Raw genomic sequence first — 20110 nt, forward strand, 5'->3', positions numbered from 1 at the left:
AGACTATGAACAAATATCCAAAAATCGGGATTAGACCCATCATCGATGGCCGCTGGGGCGGCATACGGGAATCCCTGGAAGATACAACCATGAACATGGCCAAGGCTGTGGCAAAACTATATGAAACTGAACTGAAATATCCCGATGGTAGCCCTGTACAATGCGTCATAGCAGATAGTTGCATCGGTGGGGTCAAAGAAGCCGCAGATTGCCAGGAAAAGTTTGATCTGGAACAAGTCGGAGTTTCCTTATCGGTAACCCCATGTTGGTGTTATGGATCAGAAACAATGGATATGGATCCAATACGGCCCAAAGCCATCTGGGGTTTCAATGGTACAGAAAGGCCTGGTGCCGTATATCTTGCGGCTACCGTCGCTGCCCATAATCAAAAAGGCCTCCCTGTATTCAGTATTTATGGACATGATGTCCAAGATATGGGAGATACCAAGGTTCCGGACGATGTGAAGGACAAATTGCTTTCCTTCGCCAAATCTGGCCTTGCTGTGGCAATGTTGCGCGGTAAAAGCTATCTGGCTATCGGCTCTGTTTCGATGGGCATTGTAGGTTCCATCGTTAATGCTGAATTCTTTCAGGAATATCTGGGCATGCGTAATGAATATGTAGACTCTTCGGAAGTGCTTCGGCGCATACAATTGGGTATCTATGATGAAGAAGAATTCAAAAAAGCATTGGAATGGACCAAAAAACATTGTAAGGAAGGGGCTGATTTCAATCAAAAGCATAAGGTAAAAAACAGAAAAGAGAAGGATGAAGACTGGGAGTTTGTGGTAAAGATGACCTTGATCATCCGTGACCTTATGATCGGAAATCCCACATTGAAGAAAATGGGCCATGCTGAGGAAGCTATGGGCCACAATGCCTTTATTTCGGGCTTCCAAGGGCAAAGGCAATGGACCGATTTCCTCCCGAATGGTGATTTTTCAGAAGCTATTTTGAATTCCTCATTCGATTGGAACGGTATCCGTAACCCTTTTATGGTCGCGACGGAGAATGACTCATTAAATGGCGTGTCGATGGCATTCAATTACCTCTTGACCAATACGGCACAAATATTTGCTGATGTCAGGACATATTGGTCGCCAGAGGCCGTAAAAAGAGTAAGTGGATGGAAACCTACGGGGGCCGCCAAAGAAGGATTTATTCATTTGATCAACTCTGGTTCCGCTACCCTGGACGGTACTGGGCAGCAGTCCAGCAATGGAAAACCAGTTATGAAACCATTTTGGGAAATCTCTGATAAAGAAGCAAAAGCCTGTTTAAAGGCGACAACCTGGTATCCTGCAAACCGTGATTATTTTAGAGGTGGAGGTTATTCCTCCAACTTCCTGAGTAAGGGCGGAATGCCAGTGACCATGTGCAGAATAAATTTAATAAAAGGTTTAGGGCCAACTATACAAATAGCTGAAGGCTATACAGTTGATGTGCCAGAAAAAGTGCATAAGGTATTGGACGAACGTACCGATAAAACCTGGCCGACCACTTGGTTTGTTCCTGAATTGACTGGGGAAGGTCCCTTCACCGATGTCTATTCTGTGATGGCCAATTGGGGGTCCAACCATGGGGCCATCAGCTATGGCCATATCGGGCATGACCTGATTACGATGGCAGCCATGCTTCGGATTCCAGTCTGTATGCACAATGTTCCTGCAAACCGTCTGTTTAGACCTGCAACCTGGGCAGCCTTCGGGATGAACCCAGAAGGAGCAGATTATCGGGCATGTGAGGTATTTGGACCACTTTATAGATAGCAACATGAGCAACCTAAAGAAATCATTGTTTCGGGATGATGAAGGGAACTATCTATTGGTTCCATTCCTTTTCATCTGCAGTTTATTCCTATTATGGGGCTTCGCCCATGGTTTTTTGGACGTGTTGGACAAGCATTTCCAGGATCTATTGCATGTTTCCAAGGCGCAGTCTGGCTTTGTACAGTTCTCTTTATACATCGGATATTTGGCAATGGCCATCCCTGCAGGCCTTTTTATCAAGAAATTTGGTTACCAGAAAGGTATCATATTCGGATTGGTGCTCTTTGCCATAGGTGCTTTTATGTTCTATCCGGCAGCCAAACTGGCCGCATTTATCCCTTTTTTGGCCGCTTTGTTCGTGATTGCCTGTGGATTGGCATTCCTGGAAACTGCTGCCAATCCCTATTCCATTGTCCTAGGTTCTAAAGATGGAGCTGCCAGACGTATCAACATTTCCCAATCCTTCAATGGTTTGGGCTGGATATTGGGACCGTTGATTGGTGGATTGATGATCTTTGGGACAGAAGCCGAAGGCGAGCATGACAAATTTGACTCCTTGGTGCAGCCCTATATTGGAATTGGCTGTGTCGTAGTTTTGGTTGCTATTGTCTTCCTGATCATTACGCTTCCTGAAATCAAGGAGAAGAAAGAGGCTGGGGAATACGAGGAAAACCCACCGATGCGGAACTTGCTGAAACATCCGGTATTCATCTTCGCTGTTATTGCCCAGTTCTTATATGTGGCAGCCCAGACTGGAACAAATTCATTTTTCATCAATTATGTGATCGATGCCATTCACGATTTGAAAACCCCGATTTCTAATATTATGGCCAATCTAGGTTCATTCGGTGAATTCTTCATGCCTAAAAACGACGAACAGGCAGCTTCCCTGATTCTTGCCTTTGGTGGAATGGGAGCTTTTTGGATAGGTCGGCTGACAGGTTCTTATTTGATGAAGTTCATCGCCCCACATCGTCTTTTGGGTTTTTACGCTATCATGAATGTCATCTTAAATATTTTGGTGTTCATGAATTTAGGTTGGGTTTCCGTGTTTGCACTGTTCTTGACCTACTTTTTCATGTCCATCATGTTCCCGACCATTTTCGCACTGGGGATCAACAATTTGGGTACACTCACCAAAAAAGGATCATCCTTCTTGGTTATGGCGGTAGCAGGTGGTGCATTCTGTCCGCCTTTGATGGGCCTGATTGCCGATCATAGTACAATGGCTACTGGATTTATTATTCCAGTCCTGTGCTATGTGGTGATAGCCGTGTTTGCTATTTGGGGAGTAGGTAAAGTGGAAGGTAAATTAGATATGTCAAATCCCGTTCATTAATAGAAGGTTAAATGAAGCAATCATATGTAATTGGCGTTGATTTTGGGACCGATTCTGCTAGGGCTCTGCTGGTCGATGCTTCCAATGGAAAAGTGCTAGGGTCTGCAACCTCCAGCTTTAGGAGGTGGAAAGAAGGACTGTACTGCGACTCTAAAAAGAGTCAATTCCGTCAACATCCATTGGATTATATTGAAAGCCTTGAAGCTTGTCTAAAGGGCTGTTTGGCAAATGTCCAAGATGAAATCAAGACTAATATAGTGGCCATATCCATCGACGCTACGGGTTCCACTCCAGTAGCCATTGATAGCAGTGGCCATCCTTTGGCGCTGACTTCGGAATTTTCCGAAAATCCTAATGCCATGTTTTTTCTGTGGAAGGACCATAGCTCCATCAAGGAGGTTGAAGAAATCAACCGAAAAGCGCAAGACTTTGAAATCAATTACCTCAGCTATTGTGGCGGAGCGTATTCCTCGGAATGGTTTTGGTCCAAATTGCTCCACTTAGCCAGGACTGACGAAGAGGTTTACAACGCTACCAATTCCTGGCTTGAGCAGAGTGATTGGTTGCCCTATCTTTTGACAGGTCAACAAGATGCGCAAAAAATAAAGAGGAATGTGTGTGCGGCCGGGCATAAGGCTTTATGGGCGCAAGAATTAGGGGGCTATCCACCGCTGGAATTCTTTAGCCACTTAGACCCTAAATTGGAAAGGATATACCAATCCATTAATAAAGAGGTATTTACCGCTGATGAGATTGTTGGAGTTCTGTCCGCAGATTGGGCAGATAAACTAGGGTTAAAGGATAGCGTTTTGATCTGCGTAGGAGCGATCGACGCGCATGTTGGAGCCATCGGAGCCCAAATCCAACCTGGATATATGTGCAAGGTCATGGGGACATCCACCTGTGATATGATGGTCATTGATAGAGAAGAATTACAAGATCGATTGGTCCAAGGGATCTGTGGACAGGTTCAAGGGTCAATCGTACCACACTATATAGGTCTGGAGGCCGGACAATCCGCTTTTGGGGATGTCTATAATTGGTTGAAAAACTTGCTGTTGTGGCCAATTAGGAACAGTCTGAAAAAAACTGCATTTCTGGGTAGTCAAGCCATTTCAGATTTAAGGGATGAACTTGAGCAAAATTTACTTTCAGAACTATCCGAATTGGCCAAGCAACAGCCTATCCGAGAAGATGATGAAATGGCCTTGGATTGGTTCAATGGAAGGAGGACCCCAGATGTAAACCCTTCACTGACTGCCGCCTTGTTCCATTTGGATTTGGGGACCAATCCTGTCCATATCTTTCAGGCTCTGGTCGAAGCAACCTGTTTTGGCTCCCGGGCGATCGTTGAACATGTGGAACGCCAAGGGGTCGCTATTCAAGGTGTCATTGGAATAGGGGGAATAGCCAAAAAATCGGATTATGTCATGCAAACCTTGGCAGATATCCTTCAAAGACCAATTATGGTCCATCGATCAGATGAAACCTGTGCTATGGGAGCTAGTATGCTGGCTGCAACTGCAGCAAAAATCTATCCTTCCTTGGCTGAGGCCATGGATAACATGGGAGCCGGATTTGAAAAAGAATATTCGCCCAATCCTGAAAAGAAGGATTTGTTTGACAAACGCTATGCTAAGTATTTGGCTTATGGTTCTATGCTAAATACCATACAATAACTGAAATGAGAATTCACTGGATTTACATATTTGTTGGTTTGTTAACTTGGCTGCATGCTATGGATCCTTCCATAGCGTATGGCCAAGGGATTCCAAAGTTGCTCCAGCCGTACATATCCAATCTGGAGTATTCCAAAATTGGAAATCAAAATCCTGAAATCAAGTATAAAAAAATCGATAAACAGACTTTTAGGCTTGAATTCACCTGGGAAATAAAAGCCGATACAAGCTTAGATAGGCTCTATGTCGCTGTAAAGCCTGAATTTAAGCCTAGTTTTCATTGGGCACCTCATCTGACTCCTACAGATAACCATATCATCACCCAACATGTTTTTCGTTCGGCGGCCTTGATTGTTCAGGATAGCCAAAAGTCTTTGGCCATCATTCCGGATGTGTCGCTGTTAACATCAAAACCTACAGTTCCTTGGTATCTAGATCTTGATGCCGATGAGAACCTCATGACCTTAGGCCAGGCAAATTCTAAGATTACCGATCATGTGCTTTATGAAAAAGAAGAAAAGACAGATTTTCCAGCAGGAACCTATCGTCTGGCTTTTTACGTAAAATTCTCTTCAGATCCAGCTAGCATTGATAATCCGTTTGCCGGTATAAATCAGTTTATGTGGCAGCAATGGGGTAAGAAACTCTATCAAAATGGGGAGCCTTTCGATAATAACAATCTCGATGCTTATGTAGACTATACCTATCAATGGGCCTTCAAATATTGGCGAGACGCTGTATGGCAGGAATTTGACCTGAATGGCAAAAGAGTAGGAGCTCCCACCTTTATTGTAAATGTTACCCAAAGCCCTAATTATCCAGGTGAAGTCAACGAAAGGGAGTTTAGGTCCATTTGGAACCAAGCTTGGTTCAATTCCTTACGCTCTGCATCTGGCTTATTTCGCTATGCAAAGCGGAAAAACATAGATTCGCTGATACGCTATGCGAATATGACCAAGGAATTGACGCTTTCCTTTCCGCAGAGAAATGGTTTTTTCCCGGGATTGATCGCCACAGAAATGAAGGAAGTAGAAGTCGAGGGAAAAAAATATTGGCGCTCGGCAGGCTGGAATACCCATTTCTTCGGCAACTCAAACCGTAATCCCTATACCTGGAATGCAAAAGAATCTCCTTACCATATTCTGGATATGAGCTATACGGCTCTATTGATGCTGGATTGGTATTCTGAGTTGGAAAAAGATCCCCGATTATTGGATTATGCCATTCGATATGCCGATGCATTGGTCAACATACAACTCCCTGATGGCTATTTTCCAGCATGGCTAGATCTAAATCAGCAGAAAGATATGGAGCTGTTGAGCAAATCTCCAGAATCTGCCATGTCCGTAAGTTTTTTGCTGAGATTATATCAGATAAGCAAAGTTGAAAAATATAAAGCATCCGCTTTAAAAGCCCTTGATGTAATCGTAAAGGAAATTGTTCCAGTCGGACGCTGGGAAGATTTTGAAACCTATTGGTCCTGTAGCCGATTTGGACATGACAGTTTAGTGGATCGGAAAATTGCTAGGAATAATATGTACAAGCAAAATACCCTGAGCATGTATTATACGGCCCAGGCAGCCATGGAAGCCTATAAGGTTACAGCGGACCAAGCTTATTTACAAAAAGGAAAAAGGGTGCTGGATGAACTGTTAATGTGGCAAGCTGTTTGGCAACCATCCTTTATCTATATACATGCCCTGGGCGGTTTTGGAGTCATGAATGCAGATGCGGAATGGAATGATTCCAGGCAGAGCTTATTTGCTGAACTGATCATGCAATATGGAAAAGAATTAGGTCGGAAAGATTATATGCAACGGGGCATTGCTGCCTTAAAGGCGTCCTTTGTCATGATGTATGCTCCCGAGAATCAAGAAACCAAGGAACAATGGCAAAAACGCTGGCCATTTCTGAGGAAACAGGATTACGGCTTTATGATGGAAAACTATGGGCATGATGGCCATACCGATTCCAACGGAATTGGAATTGGAGAATTTACTATCTATGATTGGGGGAACGGAGCAGCCTCGGAAGCAGTTAATCGTGTCATCGATCATTGGGGTGAAAATGTCTTTGCAAAATGGTAATGCAAGGTTAGTTATGAATTAATAATAATATATTTACAAAATGGTAAAAAAGGTATCATTAAAGGATATTGCTCAGAAAATTGGCGTTTCTACCGCATTAGTTTCTTATGTGTTAAGTGGTAATGAAGAAAAGGGCAGAGTAGGGAAGGATACTGCAGAAAAGATCAGACAGGCTGCCAAAGAACTGAATTATCAGCCCAACCATATCGCCAAAAGTTTAAAAACGGGTAAAACCAATACCATCGGACTAATTGTTGCAGATATTTCAAATCCTTTCTTTGCTTCGATCGCACGAGGAATAGAAGATGAGTCTGGACATTTTGGTCTGACCACCATAATAGGTAGTTCCGATGAAAGTACGGAGAAATTGAAAAACCTAGTCGATGTTTTTATTAAAAGGCAAGTCGATGGTTTTATCATCTCTCCACCGGATCACTCCGAAGAAACCATCGAATATATTATTTCTTTGGGCATTCCCATCTGTTTGATCGATAGGCATTTTGATCATGTCAATTCCAGCTATGTCATCACAGATAATAAAGAGTCCATGCAGACCGCGGTGGGCCATCTCATTGAAATGGGGTACAAGAACCTGGCTTTTGTTGCCTACAAGAGTAGCCTACAGCATATGAAAGACCGTGAACAAGGTTTCTTGAATGCCAGCTCTGCAATCCAATCCAGATTGTATAAAATTAATTTCAGTAAGCAACAGCAAGAATTAGGGCAAGTCCTAGAGGAGATTTTGAACGATCAGAAAGCTGATGCCATTGTTTTTGCCACCAATACCCTTTCGGTTGCGGGATTAAAATACCTCACCCAAAAAGAGATCCAGATCCCAAAGGACTTAAATGTAATGTGCTTTGACTTTAGTGAGGTATATGATTTCTTTTATCATCCCATAATCCATGTTAAACAGCCTATTGAGCAGTTAGCAAAGGAAAGTGTCATTGCCTTAACCCAGCAGATGAAAGATAATACCATTCAGAAAAAGGTGTTGAATTCTGAATTGGTTGCAAAGAAGAGGGGTTAATGATTTATTGAAATAATTTCCAGAACATCAAGCCACAGTAAACTGCCGCCAATCCAAGGACAACGCTAAGGCCAATGTATAGGAAGGCCTGCGACGTCTGTTGGTTTTGGATAAGATTGATGTTTTCTGCCGCAAAGGTAGAGAAGGTCGTGTAACCACCACAAAAGCCTGTTACCAGTAACAGTTTCCATTCATTGCTCAAGCCTTGGTTTTTGGCAAAATAACCCAATAATAGCCCAATCAGCAGACAGCCTAAGAGGTTCACGATTAAAGTGCCAAGCGGAATCTGGCTGGGATAATTTTTGCTGATGAACTGACCGCTGTAATACCTTAGTACACTTCCGACAGCTCCACCTGCAGCAATAATGAATGCCTCTCTGATCATGAATAATAACTAATGTTGATTTATTTTTTTCGAATTTAATGAATTCCTTTACAAGTTCCGAATGGATCGATATTCAATAAAACCGAGCGAAAGGTATGAAAATGAATGAAATATGATTGATGTCAGAAAATTGTTGCGTAAATAATGTTATAAAAATTCAAAAAATACCCTGCGATTGTAAAAAAATGATATTTTTGTTATAACTAAATTATGAATATCATTATCCCCAAACAACAATAACCGGTTGGATTGGGACAAAAATTAGGAATGTATGGAAGCTTTAAAGACTATGGAAGCAAGGTATCCAATTGAGTTTACTGTGCCTGCTTTTGGAGCTGGTTCGTTTTATATTCAAGAAGACCTTAGGGAGGAATTCTATACCCACTATCATAGGCATAAGGAAATTCAAATTTCCTATATCCTAAAAGGTAGGGGTTCGGTCGTTATCGGAAACTTAATACAGCCTTTTTTTGAAAATGAAATCTATATCTTAAAGGCCAACGACCCCCATATCTTTATTAAAGAAGGAGCTGAAAATGACCAGATCCATGTAGTCCATATTTTTGTTGCCTTCGACAAGATGCAGTCCTTCTTCAATATGCAGGAGCTGCATCGGATCAGGGATATCTTTACAACCTTGGATTCCAGTAAAAAGTTGTTGCAGAAATATAGCCTGCCAGTGAGGTCCATCTTTCAATCATTACTGCGAGAGGAGGGTCTGCCTAAACTCATGCGCGTATTGGAGGTCTTCGAATACCTGATCGCCAATGAAAAGGAAATGATCTCCCTGTATTCCGGACTTCCTGAATCAAACTTCAATGATAAAGTCGGGGTCCGTATCAATGAAGTCCTGCGATATTCCCTAGAAAACTATAACAGGGAAATCAGTATCGATGCGGTTGCCAAACTCATCCACATGACCCCATCCGCATTCTGTAAGTATTTTAAAAAGCATACCATGAAAACCTATGTAACCTTTTTAAATGAAATCCGAATCGAAAAAGCCTGCCAATTGCTCATCAACAAGTCCACAGAAAATATTTCCGAAGTCGCCTACCAATGCGGATTTAATACCGTCGTCCATTTTAATCGTGTATTTAAACATATCCTCCATAGCTCACCCTCTGAGTTTATCCATCGACATGCGGTGAATAATATGGCGAATTAAGGAGGGGATTTGAGATGGGAGATATGAGAAGTGAGACAGTGAATTTTCCGAAAGGGTAATTTTTTAGTCATTCTGAAGTTTATCCGAAGAATCTCGGAGTAATACAAACAAAGATTGAATTGACGTAAGGGCACTCCATCTTCGATGGAGAATGAAAGAAACTGTTGGAGGAGAGCCGGACAGATTCCTCACTGATCGGTCAGAATCAAAATATGCTAATGAAGGATTCAGAGTGAAGCGAAGAATCAATTTTTGTTTTTTCTTGGGGATGCAATAATTCCGAAATCGGAAGATGAGGAAACTATTTTCTGGGGATTAATTTCCGCTTTAGAGGATTTATAGAAAAATATTTCATCCCTGCTAAGGGTTGTGTATCCCAAAGATATCCTTTGACCTATTCCAGTCCAATCCTCCCATCCAGTACCCTGAGCGGCGTCTAATGGCATCCTGATTCAACAACGGGCGTTTGCAAAACGCCCCTACAGTATTGGGGTCTTTCCAACGACACAATAGCAAGATGTTCCTGGTCTATCCTCACATCCATTTAATCCTGATTCCTGCTCAGTTCCTGGCCCATCCTCCCATCCCTTAAATCCTGGTTCTTGCCCAGTTCCTGGCCCATCCTCCCATCCCTTAAATCCTGGTTCTTGCCCAGTTCCTGGCCCATCCTCCCATCCCTTTAATCCTGGTTCAAAATATTTACCCAATCGCCTCTACATTCACTTCAGCACACAGCTCTCTGATCTCTTATCTACTCCAAATTTGGAATTTGGCTCAAAATTTGTTATATTACTAGCAAACAATAAAAGAAAGGTAAATAATATGATTAAAAAAGAAAGAAGTAAAAAAGAAAAAATGATCCAGAACCCATTCTCATTCTATGTAACGAATGTAGGGTTTATCGGAAACCAACCAAGCCCACAAAATAGAAGTGTTAACAAGAAAAGTTAACCCTTCTACAAAACCAAAACAAATTAAATTAGGCGTGCTTTTTGAGAAAAAAGCATTTTGTGTTTCTAGCGGGTTCGTTTTCTCCCGGCCCTAAATCCCCAGCCTCACTTCCGAATTAAAAATTGAAACTGGCCGTCCTTTTAGGATTGTCTAGTTTGGTGCTTTTTTTAACATTATTGACCTTGATATGCATAATGTTCGACTGATTCTTGAAATCCTGGAAAAGAAGCTGGTTGACAATATCCAATTTGCTGATCGAATTAACATCGCTGACTTCAAAATAGCACCAAGCAACATCCTCCTCAATCTCATAGCCCACATACTGTAAGTTTCGAGGATGATTATTGATATTGATCTTGAAATTTTGTCGGATGTATTTCGAAATGGCAGAATCTGCCGCAGCTTTGTTTTTGGGATGGATTACATCGATATGCTGGCCTAATTGGTTTTTCAAGGCTACTTCCAGATCATCATAAAACAATCTGCAGGATACCTCAATACGTTTTTTGCTTGGGTTGAAGTCTACTGAACTAATGCTAACATAAAAAGGATGCGCAAAAGCAATAAATGCCGTAAATATTCCAACAAGCAGCAATCCTAGTCTTAATTTCTTCCAATCCATTCTATTGATTTTTTGCAACAATTATGTGCAAATCTGCCTAAAATTAGTAAATCCGTTTGTCTATGTTAAAATAATATTAATTTTGCTATGTTATTATTACAAGACCTAATTAATGAGCGATTTCTCTATCTATTTTCAGCTTGGTTGGCAGCATATCTTGGACCTGACGGGTTATGACCATATTCTTTTTGTTCTCGTTTTATGTTGCAGTTATACGCTAAAAGATTGGAAGAAAATTCTTTGGCTGGTAACCGCATTTACGGTCGGCCATTCCATCACCTTGGCATTGGCAGCATTTAAGATCGTCAGGGTAGATACCGCCTGGGTGGAATTCTTGATTCCGGTGACCATTTTGGCCACTGCATTCTATAATTTGCCCAAAAGAAGAAAGCAGCGGAGCCCATATGTCCTTTATGCGATGACCCTATTCTTTGGACTGATCCACGGTCTTGGATTTTCAAATTACCTGCAATCGTTGTTGGGACAGGAAGCAAATATTGTACTGCCACTGCTGTCCTTCAATATAGGTTTGGAGTTTGGACAACTTATCATTGTCTTTTTTGTTATTCTGCTTTCGGAGTTGATGCTCAAGATTTTTGCGGTCAGCAACCGTGATTGGAGCTTCTTCCTCTCATCGGCCGTTATCGGAATCTCCTTTATTATGGCACTCGAACGTATTCCATTATGAAATTATATTCATCAATAATCAAAACCATCTGCCTTGCCCTTGTAGGTTCGGCAGGCATATATGCTGCCCAAGCGCAGATGCAGCATAACCCAGGTTCCAACCATGGGAACAAGTTTGAGCAACTGGGTAACCTGTTGACGGATCCAAATATCTTTCGAACGGCATCTGGTGCACCAGGGGCAATGTATTGGCAGCAGAAAGCCGATTATGTCATTGATGTAGAGATCGATGATGTCAATCGCGTGCTGAAAGGGTCTGAAACCATTACCTACACCAACAATTCTCCAGATCCATTGACCTATCTTTGGATTCAGCTAGATGAAAACGAGCATGCGGACAATGCCGAAAGTAAACGGTTTGACCAAAGTAGCTTAAGGGAGAAAATGTCAATAGGCGAACTGAAATCATTGGTTCCAGAGAAAAAAGGTTTTGGAGTCAATATCCATAAGGTGACCGATGGAGCCAATAAAGCGCTAAAATATACCATCAACTATACCATGATGCGTATTGATCTTCCCACAGTGTTGAAGCCTGGCGCTAAATTCGTGCTGAAGATTGATTGGGATTATAAGATCTCTGATCGTATGGTCGAAGGTGGTCGTGGTGGATTTGAGCATTTTGCTAAAGATGATAATAACCTATACACTATAGCACAATGGTTTCCACGTATGGCGGTCTATTCCGATTTTCAGGGATGGCAAAACAAACAGTTTACCGGAAGAGGGGAATTTGCGTTAGTTTTTGGTGACTATCAAGTAAATATCACGGTTCCAGCGGACCATGTGGTAGGAGCGACAGGAGAATGCCAAAACTATGCACAAGTATTGACCTCGACGCAATTGGCTAGATGGAAGCAGGCTCAGCAATCGAAAGAACCCGTTGAGATCGTTACATTAGAGGATGCTAACAAAGCCATTCAACAGAAATCCAGTGCCAAGAAAACTTGGGTTTATGAAGCCAAGAACGTTCGCGATTTTGCCTTTGTTACCTCTCGTCGCTTGATCTGGGATGCTTTGCGTGTGAATGAAGGTGTTCCGGGAAATCAACCAATGGCCATGTCCTATTATGGTCCTGAGGCTTACCCATTGTACCGTAAATATTCCACCAAAGTTGTTGCCCATACCTTAAAGACATATTCTAAATTCTCCATTCCATATCCTTATCCCGTAGCTATCTCTGTGGAAGCAGCAAATGGTATGGAATATCCGATGATCTGCTTCAATTATGGCCGTGCCGATGAGGATGGTACCTATACTGAAGCCGTAAAATATGGCATGATCGGTGTGATTATCCACGAAGTTGGACATAACTTCTTTCCAATGATCGTCAATTCGGATGAGCGCCAATGGACTTGGATGGATGAAGGACTGAATACGTTCCTTCAATATTTGACGGAACAAGAATGGGACAAGGATTTTCCTTCCCGTCGTGGACCGGCCTACAAGATCGTGGATTACATGAAGCTTCCAAAAGATCAGTTGGAACCTATCATGACCAATTCTGAAAATATCGTTCAATTTGGACCTAATGCATACGCTAAACCAGCGACAGCTCTAAATATATTGAGAGAAACAGTAATGGGGCGTGAGCTCTTTGACTATGCCTTTAAGGAATATGCAAGACGATGGGAGTTCAAGCACCCTACTCCGGCCGACTTCTTCCGGACCATGGAAGATGCTTCTGCCGTAGACCTTGATTGGTTCTGGAGAGGTTGGTTCTTTGGAACTGATCCGGTTGAGATTTCCTTAGATAATGTGACGCAATATAGAATGAGTGGAGCAGACCCTAAGAAAACGCAACAGGAGAAAAAAGAAGCATTTGATAAAGACCTGAACAGTATTACGCGTCAGCGAAACATGGAAGAGAATATGGCTTTCTTGGTCGATAAGGATACCTCTCTTCTGGATTTCTATAATAAATGGGATCGTTTTGCCGTGAAGCCAGCCGATGAAACCAGCTACCAAGATTTCTATAATAAGCTAACTGATAAAGAAAAAGATATCTTCAATGGTAAGACTACATTCTATGAGTTGAACTTCAGGAACAATGGTGGATTGGTCATGCCATTGATCATCGAATGGACCTTTACCGATGGAAGCAAAGAGATCGATCAAGTCCCTGCTTATATCTGGAGAATGGATGAAAATGAAGCAACGAAAGTATTTGCAAAGAGCAAGCAAGTTGCCTCCATTCAATTGGATCCGTATCGTGAAACTGCGGATATAGATGAGTCCAACAATGCATGGCCTAGAACTTCTCAACCTTCCAGGTTTGAGTTGTACCAGCAGAATGGACGGGCAGCTCGCGGTCAATCGGCCGAGAGCAATCCGATGAAGGAAGCTAAAAAGCAAAATAATAGATAGGTAATACTAAACTAAAAATATAAGGGGCAGTTCAAATTTTGAGCTGCCCTTGTGTTTTATTCTACAATTTTTTGACTATTTTATCCTGGTTTTGCTTTGGTCTTATTCGGGACACATTCCGAATTTTCCGAATATGGCTCGAACAAGGGTAAAGCTTGGTCAAGAGCTCGTGGTCTATGAACGCTTGATCTGGGAAAATTTCAGATGAGAGACAAGAGGGTTTAGATATCCTAAAACTATGGTCTGTCTGACTTCAGCCTGCTGAATACCAGAAGATCCCTAAATTGGAAATTGCCCATCCATTCCCCATTCCTTTTGGTTCCTTCCAGTTTAAAGCCTAGTCTTTTGGGAATATTGATGCTTTTTTCATTGCCTATGGCGCAGCAGATCTGTATGCGTTCTAATTTAAGCTCTTCAAAAAGCTCCTGGATCAGGGCTTCCACCGAGCGGGTCATGATCCCCTGGTTTTGGAAATCTTGGGATAGCCAATAGCCAATTTCCGTGTTTTTGTTCAATAAATCGGTTTCCTTGGTGCCGATCAAGCCAATCATTCGGTCATCGAAACAGATCTTATAGACATAGTCTTTTTTAAGCTTTCGGCTCAGCATTGCCATTTCAACAAAGCCCTTGCTGTCTTCTACTCTGTTGGTAAATTGGACGAAAGGGAGCCATTCTCCAAGATATTCCCTTTGGCTATTGATGATGTTGTACATTCGAATGGCATCACTCTCGACGATTGCTTTCAAGCTGATTTGAGGATCTATTTCGATGATTCTTTTCATGTTTGGGTCTTAGTCAGTATTTCTCTTAATGCAGCGGAAACTCGTTCTTGGTCTTTTTCGGAATTCAGATCTAGTCCGCAGAAGGTGCTTCCATTTGTTTTGGCGTGAAGAGCTAGGTAATATAAGCCTGCAGTTTGCAAGGCAAGGATGGCGCAGGTGTCGACATCGGAATTAGGGTGGCCCTTTTCGTATTTACGGATGAGTTCCGCGCCAATTTCTTCACGGCTATCTGCTAGTTTACGGAGGATTTCCTTGTTTTCAGAAAGCTCCCACTGCAGGATTCGCTGTAAGATCTCGTCGTTAAGAACAGCATTGAACTGTCCTTGCAAGAGAGCAAACATTTCATCATCCTGAATGATCTCCTGGCTCAATAATCGGGAAATAGTGGATTTGGCCTTGGTTTTCCAATAATCCCTCTTTTCGATGTATAGCTCCACCAAGTTGTCCAAGTTGTCAAAATAAGTATAGATCAATTTACGGTCGACTTTTGCTTCTGTGGCAATATTTGCAATGGTCAACCCAGGGTAACCATGTTTTTTTAAGACTTTTCCGACGGCATTGACGATTCTGTTCATCGTTCTTGCCTTTTCACGTACGGGTCCAGAGGTGATTTTTCTGGACTTCTGCTCAGGATTCGGAGCTTTTTTCATATCTGTTTAAAATAGTAGGATAAATTTAAGCATTATTCACAGCATAGGGAATAAAGTGAGTAATATCATTATTTATCAGGTTGCTTCTGCGGCTCTGTATCTTCCCTTATGATTTGGGCTTTGGCATATTGATTTAACGCTTTGTAGTGCCTATAAAGTATTCTCTTTTCTAGGCTTTTTGGGGCCAATACCTTAACACATTCCCCGAATCCCAATATCTCTCGCTCCAGCTCAAGATTCAGTATCACGTCTATCCGTATGGTAATGGAACCATCATCATGCCTTTTTTGGATCTGTTGGGAGCTGTGCAAAGGTTTGGTCTCTACATAGGGTGCATTGGCGGCGTTTACCTGTAGGATGACTTTCTGACCACGCTCCTTGGCAGACTTGGTAACACCTATGGTATCTGAAAAGTATCGATCGAAATCAACACCTTCATAAGGTTGAAACCCATTTTTGGCCATCATGTCAATTTCAGCCATCCGGTCCAGTGCCAAAGTAGTTAAGCTTGAATGGTGCTTTTTACAACAGATTAGAAACCATCGGTTTCTATACTCCTTTAAAAGATAGGGGCTGTATACTTCAACTGTGGGCTGTTTTGACTTGAAGGATTTGTATTTGATCAAAACAGGGTTTTCGTCCTTTATGGCTTGATAGAGTGGGGTAATCCATTTCAATCCCTTTAATAAAGGATTGGCTTCAAGCTGTACAATGGACTTGCCTTCTCCCTTAGAAGCGTACATCTGGCTCTCTAAACGGATAATCATATCGCTCATTTCCTCAAAAAATGTAAAGCCATTCAAATGTTTCAGGACATCGACGGCTTCTTTCATTTTTTCCATGTCCATGGAGGAAATAGGAGAGTTGCTAATGCTGTAATTCGGGTCATCGTAGCTATAATATCGACGGTCCTTCACAACTATAGGAGCATTATATCCGAGTTTATTGCTTCGCATCAACTGTATATCGCCTTGAATTGTCCTTTTACTGACACCACTATTGATCCCTTCCAACTCGTAAAGTGCATCCGAGACCTTTTCTATCAAGTCCTCCAAGGTCCATTTCCTATGGGTTTGTTGAAGGCATTGGTCGATGATTTTGTATCGAATAAGAGCAAGTTTGTTTGTAGACATGGATTTCCTTTCCTTTTTGAATAAAATAAAGATAGATAATTTAACATTACTACGCAAAGTATTTGCGTAGTAATGTCTTTTTGTAAATATGTTATAAAAATGTTGTTAAATTAATTAATTGATACACAGTATAATAAATGTATATTATTAAAATAATTTGAATAAAATTTTACTACGCATAAGTGTTGCGTAGTGCTGTATGCACCTTTGTAATGTCGGGTATGACAAATGTTCTTTGATTAAACAAGCGATAAGCTTTTTATACGATATATGTCCAACAGGATATATAATCTGTAGAGATCAAATCGTAATCCTGGTGTCCTGTTTCTGTATGGCAGGCTAGTGCTTTTCCAGTAGGATGAAGTATACTGATTATGAGATGGGTCTATAGATTAATTGTTTGCAGTGCAGGTTCGAATCCTGCTCCTGGTTTCCAGGATAATTCAAATGGTTAGAATAACAAACCCATGGTTGAAATAGGACCATAAACATCCTCACACGATGCATTTCCGTGGTAAAACACGATGGACGAGTTTAGGTCTTCTCTAAAAAGATCAAAAGCTTATTGCCAATGGTTCGGTTAAAGGCATGTTCATGCCAATAACAGTCGGAAAGGATCTTTGCAACTTTTTGCTAGACCTAGACCAAAGGCAAATTGTTCCTGAACTACCGGAAGACCTGTTCTCCCAGTGTGGAAAGGGCAAGGTCGCTGGATGGTCTAGGACTACCCTAGAGTTCCGTTCCGGACCGATGAACGATTGGCAATAGCTTTTTAGGATTAAATGAATGAGTGAAATAATTAAATAGAAAAACAATGAAAAAGGTATTAATTAACAGAAACGAAGTAGGATTGATCATCAAAAACAATGCTGTAAAAAGGGTTGTGACTGAAGGAAAATACTGGTTAGGCTTTGGGGAATCCCTTGAGCGCCATGATATGGCGAAACCATTTCAGGTTGCTTATCATCTAGATGTTTTGTTGACTGTACCTGGATTTTTAGAATTGGTTGAAATCGTTGAGGTCTTGGACAATGAAATCGCTTTGATGTTCAAGAACAAGAACCTTGTAGGCTTGTTGAATGCGGGAAGACATGTCTTCTGGAAAGGATTGGAGGATTTGGAATTCCAAATTGAAAATATGGATACCTTGGAGGTACCTTCATCCATCAACAAGGCTTATTTAAGGAAAGACTTGTTCAAATCTTATGTGAGCAGATATCAGATTGAAGAATTTCAAGGAGCATTGCTTTTTGTAAATGGAAAATTTGAAAGAGAATTGTTGGCTGGGGAATACTTCTTTTGGAAAAACGCTGATGCCATTCAGGTGGCCATCGTGGACAAAAGAGCTATGTATATGGAGATTCCAGGTCAGGAAATCTTGACTAAGGACAAAGTACAGATACGATTGAATATTGGTTTCCAATATCAAGTAAAAGATATCAAGATGGCCTTGTTGGAAAACCAATCCTTTGATAATCATTTATATGTTTTGATGCAAATGATCGTAAGAACGTATGTATCTGACCAAACATTCGATGGATTATTGGAAAATAAGGATGCGATCGCAAAGGTGATCTTGGAAGAAGCGAAGAGGTCGGTTCAGCGATTGGGAATTGAATTGATTTCCATGGGTATCAAGGATATTATCCTTCCGGGAGAAATCAAGGATATCATGAACCAAGTGTTGGTCGCTGAGAAGAAAGCTCAGGCGAATATCATTACCAGAAGGGAAGAAACGGCCTCGACAAGGAGCTTGCTGAATACCGCGAAGCTTTTGGAAGAGAATGCGATGTTGTTCCGGTTAAAGGAAATGGAATACGTGGAGAAGATTGCGGACAAGATCAATACGATTTCTGTTTCTGGAAACGGACAGATCGTAGATCAATTGAAACAATTGTTCTTAAATAAATAGGAAGTCCTGCAGGGTAATAAGGCCCTGCAGATTTATTAAATGGTCATTATTTGTTAAATTAATGAAAGATGGAAAATAAGAGAATTAATGGCAATGATTTGATTGCCTTAGGATATAAAGAGAATTTGGCTATTGGGGTTGCTTTGAAGATCAACAAGAAGCGATTGGGTTTTAGCAAAGAGGAAATGTTGACGAAATTTAAAGCTGTTTTGGATGATCCAAAAGCTTTTGCTGAAGATCCCGTGTTTTCACCGCTCTCATTTGCCTTGTTGAATATAGAGGAATTGGGAAAATACAATATCCCCTTGAAGACTGAAGAGTTGCCATACGAGGTGTATGGCGCTGAGCAAATTGAGGATGGGGCAAAGAGCCAAATGAAAACGGCGATGAAACTGCCGGTAACGGTTGCCGGTGCCTTGATGCCTGATGCACACCAAGGCTATGGATTGCCTATTGGTGGGGTATTGGGAACGAAAAATGCAATCATTCCTTATGCTGTTGGGGTCGATATCGGTTGCCGTATGGCGCTCTCCATATTTGACCTTCCGGCCAGTTATGTGGATACCCATCGGGACGAGCTGAAAAAGATCTTGATGAAAACCACGCGCTTTGGTGCGGGGAACGGTTTCTTGAAAGATGAACGTCTTGACCACGAGGTGTTGGAGAACGATCAGTTTGATGCCAATCCTTTTGTGAAGCAATTAAAAGATAAGGCTTGGACACAGTTAGGATCTTCAGGTGGTGGAAACCACTTTGTGGAGTTTGGCATCATGGAATTTAATGAAGAGGATAAAGAATTAGGGGTTCCTCAAGGACAGTACTTGGCTCTATTGACGCATTCTGGCTCTCGTGGATTGGGGGCAATGATCGCCAATCACTATACCAAAATGGCTATGCAGTTCTGTCAATTGCCGCATGAGGCCAAGCATTTGGCTTATTTCGACTTAGATTCTGCTGAAGGCCAAGAATATTGGTTAGCCATGAACCTAGCGGGGGACTATGCCTCAGCCTGCCATGAAGTGATCCATGAAAAGGTGCTCTCTGAATTGGGTGCTGAGCGATTGACGAAGGTGGAAAATCACCATAACTTTGCTTGGAAAGAGATGTGGAAAGGAGAGGAGCTGATCGTGCACCGTAAGGGCGCAACTCCAGCGGCAAAAGGGGTGATGGGAATCATTCCGGGATCGATGGCTGCACCAGGATTTCTGGTGCGTGGAAAAGGGGCTGAGGGAGCGATCAATTCGGCTTCGCATGGTGCAGGACGATTGATGAGCCGTACCCAAGCGATAAAGACCTTGTCACGAAAAGAGCTTAATCAGCGGTTGGAAGATCTAGGGATAACCTTGATCGGAGCGGATTTGGACGAAGCGCCAATGGCCTATAAGAATATCCATGAGGTCATGGATGCCCAAAAGGAATTGCTGGATGTGGTTGCATCCTTCCATCCAAAGGTGGTCCGCATGGCTGACGATGGTTCAAGGGAAGATTAAGCATGGAGGTATTGGCTTTTTGTTCGGTTCTTTGACCTTAATATTGCCTTTTAATAAAAAGG

17 protein-coding genes are annotated in these 20110 nt (G+C 41.9%); 11 read left to right on the forward strand and 6 right to left on the reverse strand.

Translation table 11 applies throughout. From position 1 onward, the window contains the following. Positions 1–5 precede the first annotated feature (5 nt). From NMK93_RS06130 to NMK93_RS06150, 5 genes are read left to right on the forward strand one after another with little or no spacing between them, the layout of a single operon-like run. Positions 6–1769 carry an L-fucose isomerase gene (locus NMK93_RS06130; protein WP_254528376.1) on the forward strand — a complete coding sequence of 588 codons (1764 nt, stop codon included), beginning with the start codon at positions 6–8 and terminating at the stop codon, positions 1767–1769. A 4-nt stretch (positions 1770–1773) separates the two neighbouring features. Then, a complete protein-coding gene (gene fucP / locus NMK93_RS06135; protein WP_254528378.1) occupies positions 1774–3108 on the forward strand; it encodes an L-fucose:H+ symporter permease in 1335 nt (444 codons plus the stop codon). Between the two features lie 11 nt (positions 3109–3119). Beyond that, the gene (locus NMK93_RS06140) at positions 3120–4787 is read left to right on the forward strand and encodes a ribulokinase (protein ID WP_254528380.1); all 1668 of its coding nucleotides are present in this window, start codon (positions 3120–3122) and stop codon (positions 4785–4787) included. Between the two features lie 5 nt (positions 4788–4792). Next, the gene (locus tag NMK93_RS06145; protein ID WP_254528382.1) at positions 4793–6874 is read left to right on the forward strand and encodes a hypothetical protein; all 2082 of its coding nucleotides are present in this window, start codon (positions 4793–4795) and stop codon (positions 6872–6874) included. Between the two features lie 40 nt (positions 6875–6914). After that, positions 6915–7904, forward strand: coding sequence for a LacI family DNA-binding transcriptional regulator (locus tag NMK93_RS06150; RefSeq protein WP_185211505.1), 990 nt, complete (start codon positions 6915–6917; stop codon positions 7902–7904). 4 nt (positions 7905–7908) lie between these two features. On the opposite strand, the gene crcB is transcribed toward NMK93_RS06150, so the two are convergent. Further along, a complete protein-coding gene (crcB, locus tag NMK93_RS06155) occupies positions 7909–8289 on the reverse strand; it encodes a fluoride efflux transporter CrcB (protein ID WP_185211506.1) in 381 nt (126 codons plus the stop codon). A gap of 271 nt (positions 8290–8560) precedes the next feature. Between crcB and NMK93_RS06160 the strand changes: the two genes are divergently transcribed. Next, complete coding sequence (locus NMK93_RS06160; RefSeq protein ID WP_185211507.1) at positions 8561–9457, forward strand: AraC family transcriptional regulator; 897 nt, start codon at positions 8561–8563, stop codon at positions 9455–9457. A gap of 479 nt (positions 9458–9936) precedes the next feature. Here the strand turns inward: NMK93_RS06160 and NMK93_RS06165 are convergent, their stop codons facing one another. Together NMK93_RS06165 and NMK93_RS06170 are read right to left on the reverse strand one after the other, a co-directional pair. After that, positions 9937–10164, reverse strand: coding sequence for a hypothetical protein (locus NMK93_RS06165; RefSeq protein WP_254528384.1), 228 nt, complete (start codon positions 10162–10164; stop codon positions 9937–9939). 359 nt (positions 10165–10523) lie between these two features. Next, on the reverse strand, positions 10524–11030 hold the full coding sequence (locus tag NMK93_RS06170) for a DUF6702 family protein (protein WP_185211508.1): 507 nt from the start codon (positions 11028–11030) through the stop codon (positions 10524–10526). Between the two features lie 112 nt (positions 11031–11142). On the opposite strand from NMK93_RS06170, the gene NMK93_RS06175 reads away from it, so the two are divergent. Both NMK93_RS06175 and NMK93_RS06180 read left to right on the forward strand, forming a co-directional pair. Continuing rightward, positions 11143–11718: a HupE/UreJ family protein gene (locus tag NMK93_RS06175; protein WP_185211509.1), complete on the forward strand. Its 576-nt coding sequence runs from the start codon at positions 11143–11145 to the stop codon at positions 11716–11718. Continuing rightward, positions 11715–14081, forward strand: coding sequence for a M1 family metallopeptidase (locus tag NMK93_RS06180; protein WP_254528386.1), 2367 nt, complete (start codon positions 11715–11717; stop codon positions 14079–14081). The genes NMK93_RS06175 and NMK93_RS06180 overlap by 4 nt, the downstream gene beginning before the upstream one ends. 236 nt (positions 14082–14317) lie before the next feature. On the opposite strand, the gene NMK93_RS06185 is transcribed toward NMK93_RS06180, so the two are convergent. The 3 genes from NMK93_RS06185 to NMK93_RS06195 all read right to left on the reverse strand — a co-directional run bounded on the left by NMK93_RS06185 (position 14318) and on the right by NMK93_RS06195 (position 16646). After that, positions 14318–14863 (reverse strand): GNAT family N-acetyltransferase, encoded by a 546-nt coding sequence (locus NMK93_RS06185; RefSeq protein WP_185211511.1) that lies wholly within the window; start codon positions 14861–14863, stop codon positions 14318–14320. Beyond that, positions 14860–15513, reverse strand: coding sequence for a TetR/AcrR family transcriptional regulator (locus NMK93_RS06190; protein WP_185211512.1), 654 nt, complete (start codon positions 15511–15513; stop codon positions 14860–14862). Before NMK93_RS06190 ends, NMK93_RS06185 begins: the two co-directional genes overlap by 4 nt. A 68-nt stretch (positions 15514–15581) precedes the next feature. After that, positions 15582–16646: a YafY family protein gene (locus tag NMK93_RS06195; protein WP_254528387.1), complete on the reverse strand. Its 1065-nt coding sequence runs from the start codon at positions 16644–16646 to the stop codon at positions 15582–15584. Positions 16647–17240: 594 nt separating this feature from the next. On the opposite strand from NMK93_RS06195, the gene NMK93_RS06200 reads away from it, so the two are divergent. The 3 genes from NMK93_RS06200 to NMK93_RS06210 all read left to right on the forward strand — a co-directional run bounded on the left by NMK93_RS06200 (position 17241) and on the right by NMK93_RS06210 (position 20048). Continuing rightward, positions 17241–17414, forward strand: a complete 174-nt coding sequence (locus tag NMK93_RS06200; RefSeq protein ID WP_254528388.1) for a hypothetical protein — start codon at positions 17241–17243, stop codon at positions 17412–17414. 46 nt (positions 17415–17460) lie between these two features. Continuing rightward, on the forward strand, positions 17461–18558 hold the full coding sequence (locus NMK93_RS06205) for a slipin family protein (RefSeq protein ID WP_254528389.1): 1098 nt from the start codon (positions 17461–17463) through the stop codon (positions 18556–18558). A 68-nt stretch (positions 18559–18626) separates the two neighbouring features. Further along, a complete protein-coding gene (locus NMK93_RS06210; protein WP_254528390.1) occupies positions 18627–20048 on the forward strand; it encodes an RtcB family protein in 1422 nt (473 codons plus the stop codon). Positions 20049–20110 lie beyond the last annotated feature (62 nt).

Source organism: Sphingobacterium sp. LZ7M1 (genome assembly GCF_024296865.1).
Lineage (GTDB): Bacteria > Bacteroidota > Bacteroidia > Sphingobacteriales > Sphingobacteriaceae > Sphingobacterium.